This window comes from Streptomyces sp. AM8-1-1 (genome assembly GCF_032229325.1).
Lineage (GTDB): Bacteria > Actinomycetota > Actinomycetes > Streptomycetales > Streptomycetaceae > Streptomyces > Streptomyces achmelvichensis.
In genome coordinates, this window is the sequence record NZ_CP135086.1 from 5,956,216 (window position 1) to 5,981,172 (window position 24,957).

Genomic DNA, 24,957 nt, shown 5'->3' on the forward strand with positions numbered 1-24,957 from the left:
GAGGGGAGCGACCCCATGAGCACCACAGCAGATCTCCCGGCCGCGGGACCGGCCGCCGAATCCACCGCCGCCGTTCCGCCCCGCGGACGCGCCGCGGGCAAGCGCCCGCTGAAGCGCGGCGAGCGTCCCCGCTCGGTTTCCGTGCTGATCCACAGCGCGCTGATCCTCGCGAGCTTCATCGCCGCGTTCCCGATCGGCTGGATCGCCTGGATCTCCCTCGGTCCCGACAAGAGCGACTTCCTGCACCCCGGCGACATCGCCGGCAAGATCAGCTTCGAGAACTACACGACGGTCCTGAGCGACACGTCGTTCCTCCAGTGGTTCGTCAACTCGATGATCGTCGCGCTCGGTACGTGCCTGCTCGGCGTCTTCATCGCCGCCAGCTCCGGCTACGCCGTCTCCCGGATGCGCTTCCCCGGCCACCGGCAGCTGATGTGGACCTTCCTGGTCACGCAGATGTTCCCGGTCGCCATCCTGATGGTGCCGCTCTACAACATCCTGGCGAACCTCGGCCTGCTCGACACCTACTGGGCGCTGATCCTCGTCTACTGCACCACGGCGATCCCGTACTGTGCCTGGCTGCTCAAGGGGTACTTCGACACCATCCCCGCGGAGATCGACGAGGCCGGCCGCATCGACGGACTCACCCCGTTCGGCACCTTCTACCGGCTGATCCTGCCGCTGGCGCGGCCGGGCCTGGCGGTGGCGGCGTTCTACACCTTCCTCACCGCCTGGGCCGAGGTCGCCTATGCGTCGGTCTTCATGCTCAGCGACGACAAGTACACCCTCGCCATCGGCCTGACCACCTTCATCAGCGAGCACGACACCCAGTGGGACCTGATGGCCGCGACCTCCGTGCTCATCGCCATCCCGGCCTCGCTGTTCTTCTACCTGGTCCAGCGGCACCTGGTCACCGGTCTCACCGCCGGCGCCGCCAAGTCCTGACCCCCCCGAACCGGGGCGCCCGGCCGCCTGACCGGCCGGGTGCCCCTGCTGCCTGATGTTTCGCCCCCATCGCTGCACCGAGCCTCAGAGGGATCGAGAATGACCCAGTACCTGGCTGACGCCCATCACGCCGCCAAGACGACCGCGCCCGGCGCGGACTGGTGGAGAGACGCCGTCATCTACCAGGTGTACCCCCGCAGCTTCGCCGACGGGAACGGCGACGGCATGGGCGACCTTCCCGGCATCCGCAGCCGGCTGCCGTATCTGAGGGAACTCGGCGTCGATGCCGTGTGGCTGAGCCCCTTCTACGCGTCGCCGCAGGCCGACGCCGGTTACGACGTCGCCGACTACCGCGCCATCGACCCGATGTTCGGCACGCTCCTCGACGCCGACGCGCTGATCAGGGACGCGCACGAGCTCGGTCTGCGGATCATCGTCGACCTGGTGCCCAACCACTCCTCGGACGCCCACGAGTGGTTCAAGCGGGCGCTGAAGGAGGGCCCGGGGTCGGCCCTGCGCGAGCGCTACCACTTCCGCCCCGGCAAGGGCGAGGACGGCGAACTGCCGCCCAACGACTGGGAGTCCATCTTCGGCGGCCCCGCCTGGACCCGTACCGAGAACCCCGACGGGACCCCCGGCGACTGGTATCTGCACCTCTTCGCGCCCGAGCAGCCCGACTTCAACTGGGAACACCCCGCCGTCGCCGACGAGTTCCGCTCCATCCTGCGCTTCTGGCTCGACATGGGGGTCGACGGCTTCCGGATCGACGTCGCGCACGGCCTGGTCAAGGCCGAGGGCCTGCCCGACCTCGGCGGCAGCGACCAGCTGAAGCTGCTCGGAAACGATGTCATGCCCTTCTTCGACCAGGACGGCGTCCACGAGATCTACCGCAGCTGGCGCACGATCCTGGACGAGTACCCCGGCGACCGCATCGCTGTGGCCGAGGCCTGGACCCCCACCGTCGAGCGCACCGCCAACTACGTACGCCCCGACGAACTGCACCAGGCCTTCAACTTCCAGTACCTGGGCACCCATTGGGACGCCCCGGAGCTGCGCCGGGTCATCGACCAGTCGCTCGACGCCATGCGGCCCGTCGGCGCCCCGGCGACCTGGGTGCTCTCCAACCACGACGTGACCCGGCACGCCACCCGCTTCGCCGGTCCGCCCGCGGGCACCCAGATCCGCGAGGCCGGCGACCGTGAACTGGGGCTGCGGCGCGCCCGCGCCGCCACCCTGCTGATGCTGGCGCTGCCCGGCTCCGCCTACGTCTACCAGGGCGAGGAGCTCGGCCTCCCCGACGTCACCGACCTGCCCGACGAGGTCCGCCAGGACCCCGCCTTCGGCCGCACCGAGGGCCAGGACGGCTTCCGCGACGGCTGCCGGGTGCCGATCCCGTGGACCGCGAAGGGCCCGTCGTTCGGCTTCGGCGAAGGCGGCAGCTGGCTTCCGCAGCCGGACAGCTGGGCGGAGCTGAGCGTCGAGGCGCAGACCGGCGACCCCGACTCGACGCTGGAGCTGTACCGCAGCGCTCTCGCGGCGCGGCGCGAGCACCCGGCGCTGGGCGCGGGCGACACGGTCGAGTGGCTCGACGCCCCCGAGGGCGTGCTCGCCTTCCGCAGGGAGGGCGGCTTCGTCTGCACCGTCAACACGACGGGCACGGCCGTGCGCGTCCCGGCCGCCGGCCGTGTCCTGCTCGCCAACAGCGCCGTGCGGATCACCGACGGCGAGGCCGTACTGCCCGCGGACACCACCGTCTGGTGGGCGGTGTGACGATTCCTCCGTCGCGGGGCGGCGCCGTCCAGACCGGCGCCGCCGCCCCGCGGCTCGCGGACATCGCGGCTCAGGCGTCGGTCAGCGAGGCGACCGCCAGCCGGGTGATGAACGGCAAGCCGGGTGTGGCGAGCGGCACCCGGCAGCGGGTGCTCGCGGCGCTCGACGTGCTCGGATACGAGAGGCCCGTGCGGCTGCGGCAGCGCAGCGCGGGCCTCGTCGGGCTGCTCACGCCCGAACTCACCAACCCGATCTTCCCCGCCTTCGCCCAGGCCCTGGAGCAGGTGCTGGCCGGGCACGGCTACACCCCGGTGCTCTGCACGCAGTTGCCCGGCGGCGCCACCGAGGAGGAGCTCGTCGAGCAGCTCCAGGAGAGCGGTGTCAACGGCATCGTGTTCCTGTCCGGGCAGCACTCCGACACCTCGGCGGATCACTCGCGCTACGCCGAACTCGCGGCCCGGGGAGTCCCGTTCGTCCTCATCAACGGCCACAGCGAGCAGATCAGCGCGCCGTGCGTCTCCTGCGACGACCGGGCGGCGATGCGGACGGCCGTGAACCATCTGGCCGAGCTGGGGCACGAGCGGATCGGCCTCGCGATCGGCCCCGTCCGCTATGTGCCGGCGCAGCGCAAGACCGAGGGCTTTCTGGACGGGCTCGTCTCCCTCCTCGGCTACACCCGCGCGGCGGCCGAACAACTGGTGGAGCGCTCCCTGTTCAGCGTCGAGGGCGGCCACGCGGCGGCGGGTGCGCTGCTGGAGAAGGACTGCACCGCTGTCGTCTGCGGCAGCGACATGATGGCCCTCGGTGTGATCCGGGCGGCCCGGGAGCGCGGGCTCCATGTGCCGTACGACCTCTCGGTGGTCGGGTTCGACGACTCACGGCTGGTGGCGTTCACCGACCCGCCGCTCACGACGATCCGCCAGCCGGTGAAGGCGATGGCGGCGGCCGCGGTGGGCGCGCTGCTGGAGGAGCTCCAGGGAAGTCCGGTGCAGAGCACGGAGTATGTGTTCCAGCCCGAACTCGTGGTCCGGGGCAGCACCGCGCAGGCGCGCCGGTAGGCGTGCTCCGAGGGCCCGTTCGGCTCACCGCGCGGATGAGCGCGTGACCGGACCGGCCGGCCGGGCGCGTGGGGTCCGGACAGGCCGGCCCCCCGGCCGACCGGCCCGGAGTCATGGCTGAAAACTAACACCGCTGCAAGTCTTGCGAAAGAGCTTGCAGTTGGGAAACCGCAAGATTTCCACGGTGCAACACCAGTGTGTCCAAAGGGTTGACCGCGGACCGGCGGAATCGTACGGTCGCGACCGCAATAACTTTCTGCTGCCTTGCAGCAAGAACCCTCACAGGCCTTACGGGCACGGCGCGTTGCCGGACAAGGCTTCTCCGTCACCCGCACCTCCCCCCATGCAGGAGGAACAATGGCCGGCAGACCTCTGGCCGCGGCACTCGCCCTGGTGGCGTGTGCGGCGGTGAGTGTGGTTGCACCGGCGGGCACCGCGCAGGCGGCACCGCCGGGGGACAAGGACGTCACGGCTGTCCTTTTCGAGTGGAAGTACGCATCGGTCGCCACCGCGTGCAGCGGCACCCTGGGCCCCGCCGGCTACGGCTACGTCCAGGTCTCCCCGCCGCAGGAGCACATCCAGGGCGGCCAGTGGTGGACCTCGTACCAGCCCGTCAGCTACAAGATCGCCGGACGGCTCGGCGACCGCGCCTCCTTCGCCGCGATGGTGAACACGTGTCACGCCGCCGGCGTCAAGGTCGTCGTCGACGCGGTGATCAACCACATGGCGTCGGCGGACGGCACCGGCACCGGCGGCTCGTCGTACACGAAGTACACCTACCCCGGGATCTGGTCCGGCGCCGACATGGACGACTGCCGTGCCCACATCAGCAACTACCAGGACCGCGGCAATGTCCAGAACTGTGAGCTGGTGGGCCTCGCGGACCTCGACACCGGCGAGGACTACGTCCGCGGGCGCATCGCCGCCTATCTCAACGACCTGCTCTCGCTCGGCGTCGACGGCTTCCGCATCGACGCGGCCAAGCACATGCCGGCGGGGGACCTCGCGAACATCAAGTCCCGGCTCAGCAAGCCGTCCGTGTACTGGAAGCAGGAAGCCATCTTCGGCGCGGGCGAGGCCGTCTCGCCGAGCGAGTACCTCGGCAACGGCGACGTCCAGGAGTTCCGCTACGCCCGCGACCTCAAGCGGGTCTTCACAGCCGAGAACCTCGCCTATCTGAAGAACTACGGCGAGGGCTGGGGCTACATGGAGTCGGGGAAGTCGGCGGTCTTCGTCGACAACCACGACACCGAGCGCGGCGGCGACACCCTCACCTACAAGAACGGCGCCGACTACACGCTGGCGAACGTCTTCATGCTGGCCTGGCCCTACGGCTCCCCGGACGTGCACTCCGGCTACGAGTTCTCCGACCGCGACGCCGGCCCGCCGAACGGCGGGACGGTGAACGCGTGCTGGCAGGACGGCTGGAAGTGCCAGCACGCCTGGCCGGAGATCAGGTCGATGGTCGCCTTCCGCAACGTGGCCCGCGGGCAGGCCGTCAGCAACTGGTGGGACAACGGCGGTGACCAGATCGCCTTCGGGCGCGGTTCGAAGGCGTATGTGGCCATCAACCACGAGACGGGGTCGCTGACCCGGACGTTCCAGACGTCGCTGCCCGCGGGCGGTTACTGCGACGTCCAGTCGGGACGCGCGGTCACGGTGAACGGCTCCGGCCAGTTCACGACGACGCTCGGCCCCAACACCGCGGTGGCGCTGCACACGGGCGCCCGCAGCTGCGGCTGACAGACACACAGCCGCACCCGACGGGCATCCGAGCCGGATCCCTTTCGCCGCGCGTCGGCACAGCACGTCCCCACGGGCGGTCCCGCACATCCCGGGCCCGCCCGCCGGGCCGCACCGCGCGCGCAGGACTACCCAAGGAGAACAACCGTGTTCCGAACCGGACGACCGCGCAGAGCCGTCGTCGGCATCGTCGGGGCGCTGTGCGCCGCGCTCGTACCCGCCGCGCCGGTCGCGGCCGAGACCAAGGCCCCCGGCCCACCGTCCGACGCCCGGCTCGCCGCCGAACCGGCCCGGCACGACCTGACCCGCGAGCAGTTCTACTTCGTGCTGCCCGACCGGTTCGCCAACGGCGACCCCGCCAACGACCGCGGCGGCCTCCAGGGGGACCGGCTCGACACCGGGTACGACCCCGGCGACAAGGGGTTCTACCAGGGCGGTGACCTCAAGGGACTGACGAAGAAGCTCGACTACATCAAGGGCCTCGGCACCACCGGGATCTGGCTCGCGCCCATCTTCAAGAACCGGCCCGTCCAGGGCACCGGCAAGGACGCCTCCGCCGGCTACCACGGGTACTGGATCACCGACTTCACCCAGGTCGACCCGCACTTCGGGACCAACAAGGACCTGGAAACCCTCATCGACAAGGCCCATGCCAAAGGCATGAAGGTCTTCTTCGACGTCATCACCAACCACACCGCCGACACCGTCGACTACGCCGAGAAGAAGTACGGCTACCGCCCCAAGGGCGCGTATCCCTACCTCGACGCGTCCGGCCGTCCCTTCGACGACCGGGCCGGCGTCCCCGCGGTGGACGCGGACTCCTTCCCCTACACCCCGGTCACTCGCGACAACACCGCGGCCAAGGTGCCGAGTTGGCTGAACGACCCCACGATGTACCACAACCGCGGCGACTCCACCTTCGCGGGCGAGAGTTCCGAGTACGGGGACTTCTCCGGGCTCGACGACCTGTGGACCGAGCGGCCCGAGGTCGTCACCGGCATGGAGCGGATCTACCAGAAGTGGGTCCGCGACTTCGACATCGACGGCTTCCGCATCGACACCGTCAAACACGTCGACATGGACTTCTGGACCCGGTGGGCGACCGCGCTCGACGCGTACGCGGCGAAGCAGGGCCGGGACGACTTCTTCATGTTCGGCGAGGTCTTCTCCGCGGACACCGCCGTCACCTCGCCGTACGTCACCCGCGGCCGGCTCGACGCCACCCTCGACTTCCCCTTCCAGGACGCGGCCCGCGCCTACGCCTCCCAGGGCGCGCCCGCCGACCGGCTCGCGAAGGTGTTCGCCGACGACTACCGCTACACCACCGACAAGGCCAACGCCTATGAGCAGGTGACCTTCCTCGGCAACCACGACATGGGCCGCATCGGGACGTTCCTGAAGCAGGACAACCCGACGGCGGACGACGCCGAACTGCTCGGCCGGGCCCGGCTCTCCAACGAGCTGATGTTCCTCTCCCGGGGCAACCCGGTGATCTACTACGGCGACGAGCAGGGCTTCACCGGAGCCGGCGGCGACAAGGACGCCCGCCAGACGCTCTTCGCCTCCAGGACTCCCGACTACCTGGACGACGACCAGCTCGGCACGGACCGTACGCACGCCTCGGACGCCTACGACTCCGGGCACCCGCTCTACCGCTCGATCGCCGCGCTCTCCCGGCTGACCACGGCCCACCCGGCACTGCGGGACGGCGTCCAGCAGCAGCGCTATGCCGAGGGTTCCGTCTACGCCTTCTCCCGTACCGACACCCGGCGGAAGACGGAGTACCTGGTCGCGGTCAACAACGGCACGGCGCCCAAGACGGTCGAGGTGACCACCGGCTCGGCGGACACCGCCTTCCGCGGGATCTACGGCAGCACCGCCACCACCCGCAGCGACGCGGCCCGCAAGGTCACCGTCACCGTGCCCGCGCTGTCGTCCGTCGTGCTCCTGGCCGGGGCGCCGCAGCCCGCGCCCGCCGCGAAGCCCGTGATCAGCCTGAAGGCACCGGCCGCCGGGGCCACCGGCACCGTCGAGATCGCCGCCGACGCCGACGGCGGGCAGCTCGCCCGCGTCGTCTTCGCCGCGCAGGTCGGCAACGGCCCGTGGCGCACCCTCGGCACCGCCGACCACGCCCCCTACAAGGTCACCCAGCACATCGGCACCACCGTGCCCGCCGGAACGCCCCTGCGCTACAAGGCGGTTGTGGTGGACGCCGCGGGCCGCACCGCGAGCGCGCTCGCCTCGACGACCGCCGGCCAGGCGCCGCCGCCCGAGAAGCCCGGAGCGGTGGACCGTGACCACGTGGTCGTCCACTACCAGCGGCCCGACGGCGACTACGACGGCTGGCAGCTGAAGTCCGGCTCCACCACCGCCGCGTTCACCGGCCGCGACGCCTACGGAGCGTTCGCCTGGATCACGCTCGACGACGACACTTCGACGCTCCCGTACACCGTGGAGAAGAACGGCACGGCGGACGGCCCGCAGCGCACGGTCGACCTGGCCCGCACCGGCGAGGTGTGGATCGCCCAGGGCAAGGACGCCCAGACGGACCGCGCCCCCGACGGCGCGTACCCGCCGCAGGACAAGACGAAGGCCGTCCTGCACTACCACCGTCCGGACGGCGACTACGACGGCTGGGGTCTGCACACCTGGGCCGGTGCCGCGAACCCCACCGACTGGTCCAAGCCCCTCCAGCCCGTGCGCATGGACGCCTACGGAGCGACCTTCGAGGTGCCGCTCGCCGCCGGTGCCGGCTCACTCAGCTACATCCTCCACAAGGGCGACCAGAAGGACCTGCCCACCGACCAGTCGCTGGACCTGGCGACGTACGGCAACGAGGTCCGGCTGCTCGCCGGACAGCCGAAGTACCTCCTCCCGCAGACCGGCGGGGCGCCCTCGCTCGACCTCGGGACGTCCGAGGCGCAGTGGATCGACCGGAACACCGTCGTCTGGAAGGTGAAGGCGACCGAGGCGACCAGCCAGCAGCTCGTCTACGCCGAGAAGGGCGGCATCTCCGTCGTCGACGGCGCGCTGAGCGACGAGGGCCGCTGGCTGCGGCTCGGCACAGCCGCGCTCACCGATGCGCAGAAGGCCAAGTACCCCCACCTCAAGGACTATCCGGCCTTCACGGTCGACCCGCGCGACCGGGACCGTGTGCGCGGCGCCCTGCGCGGTCAGGTCATCGCGACCCAGCGGGCTGCCGGGGGAGCGCTGCTGGCCGCCACCGGTGTGCAGACCGCGGGAATCCTCGACGACCTGTACGCGCCCGCGGCCACCAAGGCCGCCCTCGGACCGGTCTTCCGCCACGGAACCCCCTCCCTGTCCCTCTGGGCGCCGACGGCGCGCTCCGTCTCCCTCGAACTCGACGGCACGAGCGTCCCGATGCGACGGGACGACTCCTCGGGCGTCTGGTCGGTCACCGGCAAGAAGTCCTGGACCGGCAAGCCCTACCGGTACGCCGTCACCGTCTGGGCGCCCAGCGTCCGGAAACTGGTGACCAACAAGGTCACCGACCCCTACTCCACCGCCCTGACCACCGACTCCGCCCGCAGCCTCCTCGTCGACCTCGCCGACCCGAAGCTCGCCCCGGCCGGCTGGCGCACCCTGAGGAAGCCCGCGGCGGTGCCGCTGCGCAATGCGCAGATCCAGGAGCTGCACATCCGTGACTTCTCGGTCGCGGACCGCACCTCGCGGCACCCGGGCGAGTACCTCGCCTTCACCGACCGCGCATCGGCCGGGATGAAGCACCTGTCGTCCCTCGCCGCGAGCGGTACGTCCTATGTCCACCTCCTGCCCGCCTTCGACATCGGCACGATCCCCGAGCGCAGGGCCGACCGGACGAAGCCCGGCTGCGACCTCTCGGTCTACGCCCCCGACTCGGAGGAGCAGCAGGCCTGCGTCGCCGCGGCGGCCGCCAAGGACGCCTACAACTGGGGCTACGACCCGCTGCACTACACCGTGCCGGAGGGCTCGTATGCCTCCGATCCCGAAGGCACCCGCCGCACGGTCGAGTTCCGGAAGATGGTCCAGGCCCTCAACGGGACCGGGCTGCGCACGGTCATGGACGTCGTCTACAACCACACCGTGGCGAGCGGCCAGGCCGACAAGTCCGTACTCGACAGGATCGTGCCCGGCTACTACCAGCGCCTGCTGGCGGACGGCACCGTGGCCACCTCCACCTGCTGCGCCAACACCGCGCCCGAGAACGCCATGATGGGCAAGCTCGTGGTGGACTCCGTCGTCACCTGGGCGAAGGAGTACAAGGTCGACGGCTTCCGCTTCGACCTGATGGGACACCACCCGAAGGCCAACATCCTGGCCGTCCGCAAGGCGCTCGACGCCCTCACCCCCGCACGGGACGGCGTGGACGGCAAGAAGATCGTCCTGTACGGCGAGGGCTGGAACTTCGGCGAGATCGCCGACGACGCCCGGTTCGTGCAGGCGACGCAGAAGAACATGGCCGGCACCGGCATCGCGACCTTCTCCGACCGGGCCCGTGACGCGGTCCGCGGCGGCGGACCGTTCGACGAGGACCCGGGTGTGCAGGGCTTCGCCTCCGGACTCTTCACCGACCCCAACTCCTCGCCCGCCAACGGCACCGAGGCCCAGCAGAAGGCCCGGCTGCTCCACTACCAGGACCTGATCAAGGTCGGGCTCACCGGCAACCTCGCCGAGTACACCTTCACCGACACCGCGGGCCGCAGCGTCAAGGGTTCCGAGGTCGACTACAACGGCGCCCCCGCCGGGTACGCGGCCGCCCCCGGCGACGCACTGGCCTACGCCGACGCCCACGACAACGAATCGCTGTACGACGCCCTCGCCTTCAAGCTCCCCGCCACCACCTCACCCGGTGACCGGGCGCGCATGCAGGTGCTGGCGATGGCCACGGCGGCACTCTCCCAGGGCCCCGCGCTCTCCCAGGCCGGCACGGACCTGCTGCGCTCCAAGTCGCTGGACCGCAACTCCTACGACAGCGGCGACTGGTTCAACGCCATCCACTGGGACTGCCGGGACGGCAACGGCTTCGGCCGCGGACTGCCGCCCGCGGCCGACAACCGGCCCAAGTGGCCCTACGCCAAACCGCTGCTGACCGCCCCCGCTCTCACGGTGGGCTGCCCGCAGATCACGGGAGCGTCGGCCGCCTACCGCGATCTGCTCACCATCCGCACCACCGAGAAGGCGTTCGGTCTCGGCACCGCCGAGCAGGTCCAGTCCGCGGTCTCCTTCCCGCTGTCCGGGAAGGACGAGACACCGGGTGTGATCACCATGCGGGCCGGTGACCTGGTCGTGGTCTTCAACTCCACCCCGCAGCGCAGGACCCAGCGGATCGAGGCCCTGACCGGCGCCCCGTACGCCCTGCACCCCGTCCAGACAACCGGCGCCGACGCCGTGACCAAGACCTCCTCCTACGAAAGGAGTTCGGGCACCTTCTCGGTACCCGGGCGAACAGTCGCCGTCTTCACCCGGAGCTGAGCTGATCGCGCTAGCGTAGTGGACCGACTACGGAGAGGCACCATCTCCCCGGTTCGACGGGAGCGCACGATGAACGAAGCGGACGGCACCACGGTCCTGGTCGTCGACGACCTCGAGGCCAACCGCTATGCCATGGGTGCCGTACTGCGCCGAGCGGGACACCTGGTCGTGCCGTCCGCGTGTGCCGGCGACGCCCTGATCGAGCTGGATGCCCGGCTCAGATCAGGTGCGTTGCCGGACGCGGCACTGGTCGATGTCGGGCTGCCGGACATGAGCGGGTTCGAGCTCTGCCGCCGTATCAAGGCCCATCCGGAGATCGCCGCCATTCCGGTGGTGCACTTCAGCGCCGCGGCCGTCACTCCGCGCGACCGCACCCGCGGTCTCGACTCCGGCGCCGAGGCCTATCTCACGATCCCCGTCGAGCCCGAGGAGATCGAGGCCGTCGTCCGCGCCGCCCTGCGCGGCGCCCGTTCCCTGCACGACGCCGAGGCCCAGGCGGACCGGCTGAACCGGCTGGCCGCCGTCACCACCGAACTGCACTGTGCGCACGGCCCGCAGGAGCTGGCCGACCTCGCCGCCGGCGCGGTCGGCTCGCTCACCGGCGGCCCCGCGGCGGCCTTCGTGTTCGGGGTCGACGAGACCCTGCACGCGGGCAGCCCCCTGCGGTACGGAAGCCTGCCCGGCGTCGAGGAACGCGCGGTGGTGGCCCGGCTGATGGAGCGGTGCACGGAGGGCCGCACCGGCGTACAGCCCCTCGTCCTACCGCCACCGCTGTGGCCCCCCGGCTTCTTCCGCCCCGAACCCCCCGGCGGCGCGGCCCTGCTGCTCGCCCGCAGCGGCCCCGACCAGCCGCCGGTCTGCCTGGCGTACCCGCTCGGCCCCCGACGCGACCCGCACACCACACTGCTGCTGCGACGGCTCGCGCACACCACCGCCCTCACGGCCCGTACGCTGCGCACCGCGGCCGAGGAACGCCATGTCGCCCTCACCCTCCAGCGCAGCTTCCTGCCCCAGCAGCCGCCCGCCCTGCCGGGCGCGGAGCTGGCCCTGCGCTATGTCCCCGCCTCGCGCAACGCCGAGATCGGCGGCGACTTCTACGTGGCCCTGGCCACCGCCGACGGCCTGCTCGTCGGTGTCGGCGACGTCGTCGGCCACTCCCTCGACGCGGCCACCGTGATGGTCGAACTGCGCCACGCGCTGCGGGCGTACGCCACCGACGAGACCGATCCGGCCGTCCTGCTCCACCGGCTCGACCGTATGCTCCAGCGCTACCACCCGGAGGCGACGGCGACGGTCTGCCTCGCCCTGATCGACCCGGCCACCGGACGCACCCGTATCGCCAACGGCGGTCACATCCGCCCGCTGATCGTCGACGGCACCGGAGGAGCCCGCTACGCGGAGGTGTCGGGCCCGCTCCTCGGCCTGGGGCTGGGGCGCCCTCGGCCGGCTGAGGTCCGGCTCGCCCGCAGCGAGCGGCTGTTGATGGTCACCGACGGTCTGATCGAGACCCGGGGAACCGATCTGGCGGTCTCGATGGACCGGCTGCGCCACGCGGCCCGCCAGGCGCCGCCGGGTGTCGAGGCGCTGTGCGACTCCCTGCTCGACCGCTTCGGCACCCGTGAGGACGATGTGGCGCTGCTGGCCCTGCGGATGACCGGGCTCTGACCACGGCCCCACGGCCCCCCCCGGACCAGGGCTGGGGGCCGTGGGCGTCCGGTGTCGTCCTACGGCCGGCGCTGGGACGGCACCGTGCCGACGAGCGCGGGCGCCAGTGTCATGAGCCGGCCGACCAGATCACCGAAGGGTCCCTCGGCGGGTTCGTCCGTCAGGACGCCGATCAGGATGCCGGCCATCTCCTCGTCGTAGGCCGCGCTCACCGCGCACAGCGCCGCGAAGTCGTGCACGAGCTGCAACTCCAGCTCCGTGCGCGGAATCCGGCGCCCGTCCAGCCAGATCAGCGCCGTCGACTCCGCGAGAGACACCCAGGAGCGGACGACCAACGCGAGCCGCGCGGGCGGGCGACGGACCCCGAGGTGCGCGAGGATCTGCTCGTACGCGGCCTGCCGCACCTCGTCGATCATCGCGTTGGTGGTGGTCGACCCGACGGCCGGACCACCGCGCATCAGCGCGGAGAAGCCCGGCCCGTGCTCCTCGACGAAGTCGAAGTACCGGCGCATCACCCGCAGCAGCCGCGCGCCGAGCGGCCCCTCGTGCGGTTCCACGAACCGGCCGGCCAACTCGTCGGCCGCGCGCCGCAGCGCGGCCTCGTACAGGCTCTGCTTGCCGGGGAAGTAGTGGTAGACGAGAGGCCGCGAGATACCCGCGGCCGCGGCTATCTCGTCGATCGACACCTCATCGGGGGAGCGGGCGCTGAAGAGCTCCAGCGCCACACCGATCAGCTGCTGCCTGCGCTCCTCGACGCCCATCCTGCGGCGTACCCCGGTCGTCATGCCGACAGCCTACCGACTGCACTCCGTGCGCCTGTTCTACAGGTCGAGCACCAGCCGTCCGCCGTGACAGCGCGAGACGCAGATGAGCATCGAGTCCTCCCGCTCGCCGTCGGTCAGCAGTTCGTCGCGGTGATCGATCTCGCCCGCCAGGACACGCTGTTGGCAGGTGCCGCAGAAGCCCTGCTCGCAGGAGTACGAGACGTCCCGCACCTCGGCGCGGACCGCCGCCAGCACCGACTGGCCCTCGGCTACCCGAACGGTCCGTCCTGTACGGCGGAGTTCGACCTCGAAGGGCCCGCCGCCCTCCTGCGCTCCCGGTGCGAACCTCTCCAGATGCGGCCTCCTGCCCTCCGGGAGCAGTCGGGTGACCGCGTCCATGAGGCCGTTGGGGCCGCAGCAGTACACCGCGGTCTCCTCCGGGGTGCCGGCGAGGAACGCGAGGTCCGGCAGCCCGGATTCGTCCTCGGCGACGACCGTGACCCGGCCGCCGTCCGCGCCCAGCTTCTCGATCTCGTCGAGGAACGGCATCGAGGCGCGGGAGCGGCCGCAGTACACCAGCCGCCAGTCGGCGCCCGCGGCCTCGGCGGCCCGCAGCATCGGCAGTACGGGCGTGATGCCGATACCGCCCGCCACGAAGAGATAGGCGGCGGAGCGGACCAGGGCGAACCGGTTGCGGGGCCCGCGGATCTCGATCTCAGTGCCCTCGTGGAGCTGCTCGTGCACCTCGCGCGAACCGCCCCGGCCGTCCTCGATCAGTCGCGCGGCCACCGTGTAGGTGCCGGACTCGGCCGGGTCGCCGCAGAGCGAGTACTGGCGCACCAGGCCGGACGGCAGCACCAGATCGAGGTGGGCGCCGGGCTCCCAGGGCGGCAGATCCGTGCCCTCCAGCCGCAGTCGGACCACACCCTCGGCGGGGGAGGTCCGTTCGGTGACCAGCGCGCGCCGGGTCGCCGTGGCGCCGCGTCCGCGTCCTGACACCGGCTCCTCCAGGGCGGGCAGCGGCCACAGCGGCGAGGTCCCGATCCGGCGGCGCAGGGCCCGCCGGGTGAGCAGCGCCGCGCCGGCGACGAGGGCGACGGTCCTGAGGCGGGGCGCCATCTCAGTGGCCCCCGTTCGCGGCCGGGGACGTGGCGAGATAGGCGACGGCCTGCGCCGTGCTGCCCTCCTGGGACGGGTGGTAGCCGCGGCTCAGATAGCGCGGAACGGAGCGCAGCATCGCGGACGTCGACGGCAGGACGCCCTGCCGTCCGGCGCGGACGAACTGCGGAAGGCTCGCCCGGCCGTCCTCGAGGGACGGGTCGTTCTCCATGAAGAAGCGCGCACCGCGCTGCCACAGGAACACCAGCGCGGAGAACGCCGTCGCCCAGGTGCGCACCCGGCGCCGGTAGCCGCCGTCGACATGCATGAACAGCTCGAAGGCCACCGAACGGTGCTCGACCTCCTCGGCGCCGTGCCAGCGCAGCAGATCCAGCATCGTGGCGTCGGCGCCGCGGCGGTCCAGCTCGTCCGCGTTGAGCACCCAGTTGCCGAGGAAGGCGGTGTAGTGCTCGATCGCCGCGATGATGGCGACCCGCTCCATCAGCCACCACTCACGCGGCCTGCCCGGCGGCAGGGTGCGGTCGCCGAGCAGCTTCTCGAAGAGCCAGTCCACCTGCGCGGTGTACGGCGTCGGATCGAGGCCGAGCTTCTTCAGATGCGGCAGCACGTCGTCGTGCGCCTGGGAGTGCATCGCCTCCTGCCCGATGAAGCCGATGACGTCCGCGCGCAGTTGCTCGTCCGTGATGTACGGCAGGACCTGCTGGTAGACGTGCACGAACCAGCGCTCGCCGGCCGGGAGGAGGAGGTGCAGCACATTGATGGTGTGGGTCGCGAACGGGTCACCGGGGACCCAGTGGAGCGGGGTCTCCTGCCAGTCGAAGGAGACCTTGCGGGCCTTGAGCGCCATCCGCTCCGAAGCCTCCGGCGCAGGCTGCGTATGAGACATGGCGTCAATATACTGACGGGTAAGCTCCCGCGACAGGGGTGTGCACCCGAATTCCGGCCCGCGGGACGTGCACCGCGTCCGCCCCGGGGAGAGCGTTCGTGACGCCCTTCCCGGGGCGCCCGTTCAGTGCAGCGCGCCCACCCGGTTCCCGTCCGACAGCACGCCGTTGAGCTCCGCCCGCGCGCCCGCCTTCGCGCGCACCGCCAGCAGCCGGCCCGTGGCACTGCCGTCCACACCGCCCGACGTGGCGAGCGAGGCGAACTGCCCGCTGCCCGCCGCCAGGACGTACCAACTGCCCGCACGCGACTTCCACAGCACCCCGGCCAGCACCTTCGGGTCCCGCACCCCGCAGGCCGGCGAGTCCTCGGCCCGCGCGGCGATCGCGCCCGGCGCGCCGGGTGACGTCCCCGGCGCGTGGAACTGGGCCATGACCCGGCTGCCCGGCCCCCGCCACGTCTCCGCCCGCGTACACAGCCAGGCCGCCGTGCCGTTCGCCTCCGGCAGCGACTGCTGGGCGTACTGCCACAGATTGACGCTGCGGACGCCGTGCGAGGCGACTCCCGGCAGCAGACAGGCCGTTCGTGCCCACGCGGCACGCTCCACCGCGCCGCCGAGGTCCTTCGGGGCCGACGGGGTGCCGTACGTGAGACGGGCCGGGGTCAGCTCGCCGAGGTCGGTCAGCAGCCGGTCGGCCGCCGAGTCACGGAGCTCCAGCACGTCCCAGGAGCGGCAGTCCCGCGCCTGTGCCGGACTCGGCAGCGGGTTCGTCAGGCCCTCCTTGTCCCGGCGCAGCGGCCGCGCCCCGCCCTCCGGGGTGAGGAGGTCACGCACGGACGTGGTCCGCACCCAGGGAGCTGTCAGATAGCGGACGTTGCCGTCGGTGCGGCCGGCCACCAGGGCGCTCGCCGACGCGGAGTCGGCGTCGTCCGTCCGCGCGAAGTCGAGCGCCACCCCGCCGGTGCCCTCCTTCGGCTCGGCGTACCGCACCACCCGCAGTCCGTCGTGCAGCAGCACCACGCGCGCCCGGTCCACCACTCCCGCGTACAGCAGTTGCGGCGGTCCCATCGGCGGCCCCGGCGGGGTCGCGGGGGTGGCCGATGTCTGAACGGCGCTGCCGGGCCTGGCCCAGACGGCGAGTGCCCGGCGCAGCAGGGCGTCGTCGCCGGTGAGCCCGCCCCGGGCCGGCCAGACCGAGAAGTCCCTGCGGGCGGAGTACTGCCACGCCGTGGGGGAGACCCGCACCAGCCGGCCCGGGTCGAGGGCCGCCTCGGCCGAGGGGTTACGGGCATACGCCGGCGCGGCGGCACCGTCCGGGCCCCAGCCCTCGCCCGGCAGCCCGAGCAGCGCCCCGCACACGGCGAGCGCCGCGGCCGCCACCAGCGCCGCCTTCGCGTGCTGGCGGCGGCGCATCAGATCGGTGGGACGCGCCTGGAGCGAACACGGGTCGAACTCGGCGGAGTCGAGCAGCGCCGGGTCGCTCCCGGCCATGCCGTCGGCCTCCGCGAGTGCCGCGTGCGGATCGTTCACCCCGGCGCCGGTGAGCACCTGGGTGACGTCGGCGTCCGGCAGGTCCTCCAGCGCCCGCAGGACGTACGCGGCCCGGCCTGGGCCGGACAGCGCCGACAGCCGCTGGTCCAGGGCGAGTTCGTCGGCGCCGCCGGAGCGCGGGAAGACCCGCAGGCCCCAGACGTGCGGCAGCAGCGGCGGCAACTGCGCCCGCTTCGGCCGGGCGAACCGCCGCAGCGGCAGCCCGGCGTCCAGCGCCTGGCGCAGCACCCGCCCCCGGACATAGAGATATCCGGGGTCGGCGGCGTTCTCCGGCCGTCCGGCCGCGCGGACGGCAGCGGTGTCACCGGTGTCAGCGGGGACGGCCCGGCCGCGCGGCAGCGAGCGCTGCGCGAGCGCGTGCGCGGTCAGCACACGGCGGTTGCGGCCGAGGGTGGGGGGCAGCACCAGATAGGCGATCCGGACGAGGCGCGGGTAGTGCTCGACCAGCGCCGCCTCGGCCTGGTCGAGCTCCACCCGGCCGGTCGGAGCGGGCGACGGTGGGGCAGGCGGGGTGACGACATCCTGTGGGCGCACGTTCAGCAGAACGAGCGAATGGTCGTATGGTCACCGCCCTGGCCGTCAGACGGCCTCAGCGGAGCGACCATCCGCTGAACCGCACCGTGCCGCGGGCCCCGCTGCCACCGTTTATGGCCGTCATGAACAGCCCCACGTCCTGCACAGCGGCGGCCCCGGGCACGGAGACCGTGGCGACGGTCCGCCATGTCGTCCCGCCGTCCGTCGAGCAGGCGCCCGTGAACGACGTCCCCGTGCCCCGGGTCAGCCGCAGCAGTACCGGGGCGCGGACACCCGTCACGCGCCGGTAGGTGTCCAGTGTCCCGTCGCCGTTGGTGTCGTAGGAGAGGGCGACGCCCTGGGACGGCGTGACGGCCAGGTTGAGGAAGCCGGTGTCGCCGGGGGTGGCCAGGCTGTTGCGGACGACGATGCCGGCGCGGGCCCATGACCCGGTGTTGTCCTGGGCGTCCACCCGGAGCACCACGCTCCTGCCGGGCGTCAGCGCCCCCTCCCGGTAGGCGGTGCCGAACTGGGCGGTGCCCCGCCACAGGTCGTTGCCCGCCCCGTTGACCGCGAACCGGTCGTCCAGCTGCCCGAAGACGGCCGCGTTGCTGGTGAAGGTGCGCCACTCGGGGCCCAGCGGGGCGGCGACGTGCAGGGCGCCCTTCTGCGTGACGGCGACCCGCTTCCCGCCACGCGGCCCGTACCGTGCGCGCAGCTCGTAGGGCAGGGCGCGCAGCGGCTCGGTGAGCGGTTCCGGTGGTGCCGTCACCCGCCAGCGGACCGAGCCGGTTCCGCCCGCCGGTACACGGGACAGCCAGGTGGCGCCCTGCGGTTCGGCGGTGAGGCCGGTCAGGTCGAGGTCGACGCGACCGGTGCCGCGCAGCCCGTTGAGGTTGCGGAAAGCGGCCGTGACCGTGCCCTCGCTGCCGGGCGTGAAGGCCGGCGGGTCCACCGAGACCTCGACGAAGCCCTGGTAGGGGGCGGTGGCCAGGGTGTCGTGGACGCGGCGGGCGGTGCGGTACGCGTCCGCGGTGGGCCGGACCGGATGGGGCCGGCGGTCCCGGGTCCAGGCTTCCTCGGCCGGGTACCAGTCGAACGGCGTGGGTGCGCGGCCCTCCGCCATCGCGGTGGCCACCTCGTCCAGATAGGCCTCCCACTGCGGGAGATGAACCTCGTTGATCAGCCCGTGCCAGTCGCGGTTGGCGTAGTTGCTGAGCTGGACGGCGGCCGGACGGTCGGCCCAGGTGGTGATCAGGGCGCGGGCGGTGCGTTCCAGCTCCACCGCCTCACCGGCACTGGTGGCCAGCCGTTTGGCGTCCTCCAGCCAGGGCCCGAGCAGGAAGGCGCGATGGCAGCCGGCCATGGTGTCGCTCAGCCGCATCAGCTTCAGCCAGAGCGAGGACAGCGCGCGGAAGGTGTCCACGTCCCCGTGCAGATACGCGGCACGCAGCGGGAGCTGGAGGGTGCGCGAGCGGTTGGCGAGCGCCTGCCGGGCGACATCCGTCAGATCGTGGCGGTAGGTGTCCGTGTCGCGCAGTTCGGGCCGCACGTCCAGCAGCGCGGTGAACGCCCGGTCGAAGGTGGCGGGGTCGAAGGCCGTGCCGATGGCCCCGGACAGCCCCGGCCGGCGGCAGAACAGCGAGTCGTGCGGCCGTCCGTCCGTGCTGGTGAGCTGGTACGCGGTCGTGGCGAGCGTGCCGAGAGCGGCCCGCGCGGCGGGGTCGTCGCCGCCGTAGCGGAAGCGGCTGTACTCCTCGAACCACTCGCGCCGGTCGATCCGTTCCTCCCGCCACGCCAGCTCACTGAACAGCTCCAGCGCCGCCGGGTCGCGCTCCGCTGCCTCCGGCATGTAGGCGGTGCCGACGAGCGCGCTGCCGGGCTTGTCGCGCCAGGCGGTGAACTTGGCCGTCCAGCGATCGGTGTTGGCGCCGATCGTCGTCCGGCCGCCGAAGTTGGGGATGGTGCCGAAGGCGTACGGTGCCCCGCCCCACTCCTTCTCCCGGTCCGTCACCGTGTCCAGGTCGGAGAGTCCGTCGACGATCAGCAGCCGGCCGGTGTCGACGGCGTCGAGCAGCGCGGGCCGCGGATTGGACTGCCAGCCGAGGATCACCCAGGTCGCGCCCGGATGCGCGGTCTGCAGCGACTTCTCCACGGCGCGGGCCGCGTCGGCCACCGGCACGTCGCCGGCGCTGCCGCCCTCGTGCAGCAGATCCATCTTGAAGTGGGCGGCGTCGCCGAACAGTTCGGCCTGGTGCCGGTAGAAGGCGGCGGCCACCTCGGCGAAGGTGGTGGTGCGGGGGTCGAGCCAGTCGGGGCGCCGCAGTCCGTTCCAGATGCCCTGAGGCACGACCCGGGCACCGGGATTGCGGGCGACGAAGCCGTCGGGGACGGTCCCGAACCAGCCGGGCAGCACCGGGTGCATGCCCAGCTCGCGCATCCGGTCCGCGATGCGGCGGCCGAGGTCCGTGCGGCGGTCGATGAGCGCCTGCGAGAGCGGGCCGCCGTACTCGCTCATGTTCTGCAGCAGCCACCACGGCTGGTGGGAGGGGGCGGGCAGCCAGGTGCGGGCCTCGGTGTCGGAGTAGCCGAAGTCCATCAGGAGCCGGTGGTGGACGGCCTCCTGCCCGGGGGTCACCAGCACCTCGTTGCAGCCGTGCAGGGCGAGGACGTCGAGGAGCCGCTCCCAGCGTGCCCAGTCGGCGTACGGAGCGGTGTAGCCGTCGTGGGTGTCGTTGTACGCGAACCGGTGCGGGACGGTCGCCGCCCGCTCCAGCGGCCGGCTCGGAGCGGGCAGCCGGTGCGGCAGCGCGGGGTTGCTCCCGGACCAGGAGATGTGCGCCCGGCAGACGTACTTGAGATACCAGTGCACGCCGGTCAGCAGGACGGCGGCGGAGGTGCCCGCGACCTCGACACGGCCGGCGGAGCCGGTCACCCGGAAACGCTCGGGGCCGTCGAGGAGCCGCAGCGAGAACTGGTCGGCGTGGCGGGGGAGCAGCCGCCGCAGCGCCGCGTACGCCGCGGCCGGGCCGGACGGCGACGCACTCATCGGCGGAGAGGCGGGCGGCGTGGCGGGCAGTGGTGCGGCGGTCGCCGGGACCTGCCCGGCGAGGGCGGCACCCGCACCGATCGCCCCCGCGGTGCCCAGCACGGTACGTCTCGACAGCTCGAACATCAGCAATCCTCCGTGTTGCCCACGTCACAAGCGGTGCGTGCGTGGCGCAGGTTACCCGCCGTTCGACTCCCCGGATCGGTGGTGAAGGGGCACGATGGCCGGATGCGGACGAGTACGAAGACAGGCGCGAGGCGTACAGCCCGCGCGGCACTGGCAGTTCTGGCCCTGACCCTGGCCACGGCATGCGGATCTTCCGGCGACGGTGACGGGCGTGGCGACGAGAAGGTCCCCAAGACGGCGACCGGCACGCTCGAACAGATCGCGGCGAAGGCCGAGTGCAAACCGAACATCCAGACGAACGCGAAAGAGCTGCGGCAGGCGAATTGCACCACGGGTGACGGCAAGTACGTGCTGGCCACCTTCGCCACCGATCGCGGCCAGCGCGAATGGCTGAACGAGGCCAACGACTACGGCGGCTCCTACCTCGTGGGCCGCAAGTGGATCGCCGTCGGCGACGCGAAGGTCGTCACCGCGCTGCGCGGCCGGCTCGGCGGCTCGGTGGAGACCGGTGCCCAGCACGGCTCCGGCGGAGGAAGCGGCGAACCCAGCAAGGGCCACTCGGGGCACACCGGGCACCACGGCGGCTGAGCCCGCGCGGCGCGCGGCAGCGGCAGGGGGGCCGGACACACGAAACGGCCCCCCTCGAGAGGGGGGCCGTTCCAGCCGGTCCGGGTGGGTCACCCGGACAGGGTCACTGGCACTGCTGGCCGTTGTTGATGCAGTCCACGAGCTCGTCCATCACGTTGTCATCGAAGACATTGATGAAGTCACCGTGGTCCGTGATCGGCTTGTGCAGCTGCTCGGGGAAGGAGTCGACCGCGAAGCCCGGGCCCGGAGGCACGTCGTACACGATCCGCTGCACCAGCTGGGGAATCGCCTGGAAGCCGTCACCGCACTCGCCGTCCTCGTTCGCAAACGCCACGTGGGTGCGGTGATTGGCACTGTCGATGTTCTGACCGTCCCAGCAGCTCTGGAACTTGAAGGAGCGCACCACCTGACTGCCCTCGGGGCAGATCGGGTACTTGTCCTTCAGCTGACGGTCCTCGAATCCCGTGCAGCTCCAGGAGGCATTGGCATTCGCGTCACCATTGGTGAACGCCTTGGCGTCACCGGTGATGATGCGCAGGAACCGCGGCATTGCGGTGACCTTGCTGACCGGGTTGCCGACGAAGTTCAGCGTGACCTGGGAAGGCTGCTGGATCTCACCGACGTTCTGGTCGTTGCCGCCGCCGTCCGCATTGGCGTCGTTCTCGTCCTGACCGTTCTGCAGACGCAGCACCGGCCAGTAATAGGTCGACTTGTCACCCTGGTTCTGGCAGGTGGTGTCGCCGTTGGCGAGATCGTCGTCGCTCGCGAAAGCGTCATTCGCCTGGTTGCCGACGTAGTCGTGCATATGGTGCGCGCCATTGGCGACACCCGGGGCGACGATGACGTTGTCCGGGTTGAACTTGCCGTTCTCGTTCACCCCGCAGTCGGTGGCGAAGGAGCCCGTGGAGGCGTCATTGCCCTCCTGCGGTTCATTGACGTTCGGCTGGATGGACTGGATGTCGACGAAGTCGTCGTCCTGGGGCCCGTTGCCGGCCTGTCCGCCGTTGTCCTGGCCGCCGTCCTGTCCGCCGTTGTCCTGACCCTGGTCCTGTCCGCCGTTGTCCTGACCCTGGTCGTTGCCCTGGTCCTGACCGCCGTCCTGGCCCTGGTCCTGGTTGCCGTCCTGGTTGTCTCCCTGGTTCTGGCCGTCGCCCTGGTCGTTGCCGTCATCACGCAGCGAACAGGGGGCGAGGTTGTTCATGCCCTGCGGCTTGTTGCCACCTCGGCCGATGGCATTCGCGATCCGGTCGATGCTCGCCTGACGCTTGTCCTTCAGAGGATTGAGAATCGCGTTGTCCGCCAACTGCGGATCACGCTGAATCTGTTCCTTCTGATCAGCGAACTTCTTGTACGCGTCCGTGATCTGGCTGTCGATCGCCGCCAGTTCACGGTCGACTTCTCCGCGTGCCTGCCTGGGCATTTCACGGGGAAGTTCGTTGGCGACCTCGGGGCAGTCAATGGTGGACACTTGTCCGGCATTCTCGGCCCGCTGCGTTCGCGGACCGGATGACCAGCCTTCACCCGCGGATGCGTAGAAGTTGACCGCCACTAGCCCACCCCCGCCCAGGATCAGAGCGGCCGAGGCGACGATCGCCCGGTTCGCCAGCGTTGAGCGTTTTCTCGTATTGCGTCCCATGGAACTCCTCTGCTTCGTTGCCGGGTGTGGGTTTGGGGGGTCCCGGCAGAGGGAGAAGCGCAACGTTCCATACGGGTGGGGCTCATGGGGTGTTCAAAGCAATCCGGGATTCGTAGAAATCTCCATCGCCAAATCCGGCATACCGAGCGGAAGGAGGGCGGGCCCCTCAGCCGTGGTCGAGGTAGGCCAGAACGGCGAGGACGCGGCGGTTGTCGTCGTCCGAGACCGGAAGTCCCAGCTTGGCGAAGATGTTGGAGGTGTGCTTGGCCACCGCCCGCTCCGTGACCACGAGTTGGGCGGCGATCGCCGCATTGGACCGGCCCTGCGCCATCAGCTCCATGACCTCACGCTCCCGCGGGGTCAGACCGCCCATCGGCTCGTCCCGGGCCCGGCGGCTGAGCAGCTGGGAGATCACCTGCGGGTCCATCGCGGTGCCGCCCGCCGCGACCCGCCGGACCGCGTCGATGAACTGCTCGGCGTCGAACACCCGGTCCTTCAGGAGGTAACCGACCCCGCCGTTGCCGTCGGCCAGCAGCTCCCGTGCGTACAACTGCTCCACATGCTGGGAGAGGACCAGCACCGGCAGGCCGGGCCTCGCCCGGCGCGCCGCCAGTGCGCACTGAAGCCCCTCGTCCGTGTGGGACGGCGGAAGCCGGACGTCGACGACGGCGACGTCCGGCTCCAGCTCCGCGAGTGCCTTGGACAGTTCGGGCCCGCTCTCCACCGCGGCCAGGATCTCGAAGCCGAACGCCTCGAGCATGCGCACCAGACCGTCACGCAGCAGGAACAGGTCTTCGGCTAGAACAACTCGCAAGGGATCTCCATGGTGACCATGGTCGGGCCGCCCGCGGGGCTGCTGACGGCGAGTACTCCGTCGAATGTACCGAGTCGCCGTTCGATGCCGCTCAGACCGGATCCGGCGCCGATCCGCGCCCCGCCGCCGCCGTTGTCGGTGACGGCGATCCGCAGGGAACCGTCCGCGTACGACACGTCGATCCACAGGCGGTCCGCCGCCGCGTGCTTGACCGCGTTCGTCAGGGCCTCGCTGACCGCGAAGTACGCGGCGGACTCCACCGGTGCGTCCGCGCGGCCCGGCAGCTCCACGTCCACCTCGGCCGGCACCGGCAGCCGCAGGGCGAGCGCCTTCACCGCGTCGCCGAGACCGCGTTCGGCGAGCACCGGCGGGTGGATGCCACGGACCAGGTCGCGCAGCTCGGTCAGCGCCTCCGCGGAGGACTCACGGGCCTTGGAGATGAGCTCCTTCGCCTGCGCGGGGTCCTTCTCGATGAGGGCCTCGATGGTGCCGAGATTCATGCCCATCGCGACCAGCCGGGCCTGTGCGCCGTCGTGCAGGTCGCGCTCGATGCGGCGCAGTTCGGCCGCCGAGGTGTCCAGGGCGTCGTGCCGGGTCTCGGTCAGCCGGTCGATGCGCTCCTCCAGCTCGTCCTCGCGGCCCGGGACCAGCACCGATCCGGCGATCCTGAAGTGGGTGCGCACGAGTACCGGGTTGACCCTGAGGGCGAGGTGCAGCCAGAACAGGCCGAGCAGGGCGGCGAGGCCCGCCGTGCCCCAGCCGGTGACGGGGATGAAGGCGTACCAGTACGTGCCCCCCGCGTCGACGACCGGGTTCCACAGACCGGCGGCGAGCAGCAGACCGAAGAGGCCCTCCAGGATCAGCCCCGGCGCGAGGAGCGCGACGATGGCCCCCGCCGTCATGTCGACCAGCATCCACTGGAGGTCCCGCCAGGTCGCGGGGTCCTTCAGCATCACGGTGCAGCGCTCGACCTGCCCGGTGATGCCGCCGCGCAGATCGCGCGGGAACGGGCGGTACCGGACGGGGATTCTCGTCCGTGACCACTGGGCGGCGAGGAGTCTGCGCTGGTTGGTGTGCGCCCGCACCGCCTGGAGTATCGGCGGGGTGGTGAACACCCCTACACCGATCGGGATCAGGGAGATGGAGACCACTGCCAGGACGAAGAGCGTGATCGATCCGATCAGTGCCATCAGGCTCAGCGCCAGCCCCTGGGCACCGGCGGTCACCGCTTCTCGTGCCTTCGTCGACTTCATCGGGATTC

Annotated in this window: 14 protein-coding genes and 1 pseudogene; 7 read left to right on the top strand and 8 right to left on the bottom strand. The window is 71.4% G+C overall.

The window, feature by feature from the left end; translation table 11 throughout:
• Positions 1-15: 15 nt before the first annotated feature.
• The 6 genes and pseudogenes from RPQ07_RS26585 (at position 16) to RPQ07_RS26610 (ending at position 12,653) form a co-directional block, all read left to right on the top strand.
• Positions 16-945 (top strand): carbohydrate ABC transporter permease, encoded by a 930-nt coding sequence (locus RPQ07_RS26585; RefSeq protein ID WP_313946715.1) that lies wholly within the window; start codon positions 16-18, stop codon positions 943-945.
• A 99-nt stretch (positions 946-1,044) separates the two neighbouring features.
• Positions 1,045-2,715 (top strand): glycoside hydrolase family 13 protein, encoded by a 1,671-nt coding sequence (locus RPQ07_RS26590; RefSeq protein WP_313946716.1) that lies wholly within the window; start codon positions 1,045-1,047, stop codon positions 2,713-2,715.
• Positions 2,700-3,773: a LacI family DNA-binding transcriptional regulator gene (locus tag RPQ07_RS26595; RefSeq protein ID WP_391839693.1), complete on the top strand. Its 1,074-nt coding sequence runs from the start codon at positions 2,700-2,702 to the stop codon at positions 3,771-3,773. Before RPQ07_RS26590 ends, RPQ07_RS26595 begins: the two co-directional genes overlap by 16 nt.
• Positions 3,774-4,130: 357 nt before the next feature.
• A pseudogene (locus RPQ07_RS26600) lies at positions 4,131-5,510 on the top strand (alpha-amylase); the annotation flags it as partial.
• Between the two features lie 153 nt (positions 5,511-5,663).
• A complete protein-coding gene (pulA, locus tag RPQ07_RS26605; protein WP_313946718.1) occupies positions 5,664-10,988 on the top strand; it encodes a pullulanase-type alpha-1,6-glucosidase in 5,325 nt (1,774 codons plus the stop codon).
• Positions 10,989-11,057: 69 nt separating this feature from the next.
• On the top strand, positions 11,058-12,653 hold the full coding sequence (locus tag RPQ07_RS26610) for a fused response regulator/phosphatase (protein WP_313946719.1): 1,596 nt from the start codon (positions 11,058-11,060) through the stop codon (positions 12,651-12,653).
• Between the two features lie 59 nt (positions 12,654-12,712).
• Here RPQ07_RS26610 and RPQ07_RS26615 read toward each other — a convergent pair whose 3' ends face one another.
• From RPQ07_RS26615 to RPQ07_RS26635, 5 genes are all read right to left on the bottom strand, one after another.
• The gene (locus RPQ07_RS26615) at positions 12,713-13,438 is read right to left on the bottom strand and encodes a TetR/AcrR family transcriptional regulator (protein WP_313946720.1); all 726 of its coding nucleotides are present in this window, start codon (positions 13,436-13,438) and stop codon (positions 12,713-12,715) included.
• Positions 13,439-13,474: 36 nt separating this feature from the next.
• Complete coding sequence (locus RPQ07_RS26620; RefSeq protein ID WP_313946721.1) at positions 13,475-14,536, bottom strand: PDR/VanB family oxidoreductase; 1,062 nt, start codon at positions 14,534-14,536, stop codon at positions 13,475-13,477.
• A 1-nt stretch (position 14,537) separates the two neighbouring features.
• Positions 14,538-15,422: a metal-dependent hydrolase gene (locus tag RPQ07_RS26625; RefSeq protein ID WP_313946722.1), complete on the bottom strand. Its 885-nt coding sequence runs from the start codon at positions 15,420-15,422 to the stop codon at positions 14,538-14,540.
• 123 nt (positions 15,423-15,545) lie between these two features.
• Positions 15,546-17,504: a hypothetical protein gene (locus RPQ07_RS26630; protein WP_313946723.1), complete on the bottom strand. Its 1,959-nt coding sequence runs from the start codon at positions 17,502-17,504 to the stop codon at positions 15,546-15,548.
• A 55-nt stretch (positions 17,505-17,559) separates the two neighbouring features.
• Entirely contained in the window at positions 17,560-20,658 is a 3,099-nt protein-coding gene (locus tag RPQ07_RS26635; RefSeq protein WP_313946724.1) for an alpha-N-acetylglucosaminidase, read from the bottom strand.
• A 102-nt stretch (positions 20,659-20,760) separates the two neighbouring features.
• Here RPQ07_RS26635 and RPQ07_RS26640 point away from each other — a divergent pair, with 102 nt between their 5' ends.
• A complete protein-coding gene (locus RPQ07_RS26640) occupies positions 20,761-21,246 on the top strand; it encodes a hypothetical protein (protein ID WP_313946725.1) in 486 nt (161 codons plus the stop codon).
• Positions 21,247-21,349: 103 nt separating this feature from the next.
• Here RPQ07_RS26640 and RPQ07_RS26645 read toward each other — a convergent pair whose 3' ends face one another.
• The 3 genes from RPQ07_RS26645 to RPQ07_RS26655 all read right to left on the bottom strand — a co-directional run bounded on the left by RPQ07_RS26645 (position 21,350) and on the right by RPQ07_RS26655 (position 24,949).
• Positions 21,350-22,882 carry a DUF1996 domain-containing protein gene (locus tag RPQ07_RS26645; protein WP_313949034.1) on the bottom strand — a complete coding sequence of 511 codons (1,533 nt, stop codon included), beginning with the start codon at positions 22,880-22,882 and terminating at the stop codon, positions 21,350-21,352.
• Between the two features lie 166 nt (positions 22,883-23,048).
• Positions 23,049-23,696, bottom strand: coding sequence for a response regulator transcription factor (locus RPQ07_RS26650; protein WP_313946726.1), 648 nt, complete (start codon positions 23,694-23,696; stop codon positions 23,049-23,051).
• Positions 23,681-24,949: a sensor histidine kinase gene (locus RPQ07_RS26655; protein ID WP_313946727.1), complete on the bottom strand. Its 1,269-nt coding sequence runs from the start codon at positions 24,947-24,949 to the stop codon at positions 23,681-23,683. The genes RPQ07_RS26650 and RPQ07_RS26655 overlap by 16 nt, the downstream gene beginning before the upstream one ends.
• Positions 24,950-24,957: the final 8 nt, after the last annotated feature.

Excerpts from the sequence above, each read along its gene's own strand:
- RPQ07_RS26610 (WP_313946719.1), top strand. The coding sequence starts at position 11,058 with ATGAACGAAGCGGACGGCACCACGGTCCTGGTCGTCGACGACCTCGAG.
- RPQ07_RS26620 (WP_313946721.1), bottom strand. The coding sequence starts at position 14,536 with ATGGCGCCCCGCCTCAGGACCGTCGCCCTCGTCGCCGGCGCGGCGCTG.
- RPQ07_RS26585 (WP_313946715.1), top strand. The coding sequence starts at position 16 with ATGAGCACCACAGCAGATCTCCCGGCCGCGGGACCGGCCGCCGAATCC.
- RPQ07_RS26640 (WP_313946725.1), top strand. The coding sequence starts at position 20,761 with ATGCGGACGAGTACGAAGACAGGCGCGAGGCGTACAGCCCGCGCGGCA.
- RPQ07_RS26655 (WP_313946727.1), bottom strand. The coding sequence starts at position 24,949 with ATGAAGTCGACGAAGGCACGAGAAGCGGTGACCGCCGGTGCCCAGGGG.
- RPQ07_RS26645 (WP_313949034.1), bottom strand. The coding sequence starts at position 22,882 with ATGGGACGCAATACGAGAAAACGCTCAACGCTGGCGAACCGGGCGATC.
- RPQ07_RS26625 (WP_313946722.1), bottom strand. The coding sequence starts at position 15,422 with ATGTCTCATACGCAGCCTGCGCCGGAGGCTTCGGAGCGGATGGCGCTC.
- RPQ07_RS26635 (WP_313946724.1), bottom strand. The coding sequence starts at position 20,658 with ATGTTCGAGCTGTCGAGACGTACCGTGCTGGGCACCGCGGGGGCGATC.
- RPQ07_RS26615 (WP_313946720.1), bottom strand. The coding sequence starts at position 13,438 with ATGACGACCGGGGTACGCCGCAGGATGGGCGTCGAGGAGCGCAGGCAG.
- RPQ07_RS26590 (WP_313946716.1), top strand. The coding sequence starts at position 1,045 with ATGACCCAGTACCTGGCTGACGCCCATCACGCCGCCAAGACGACCGCG.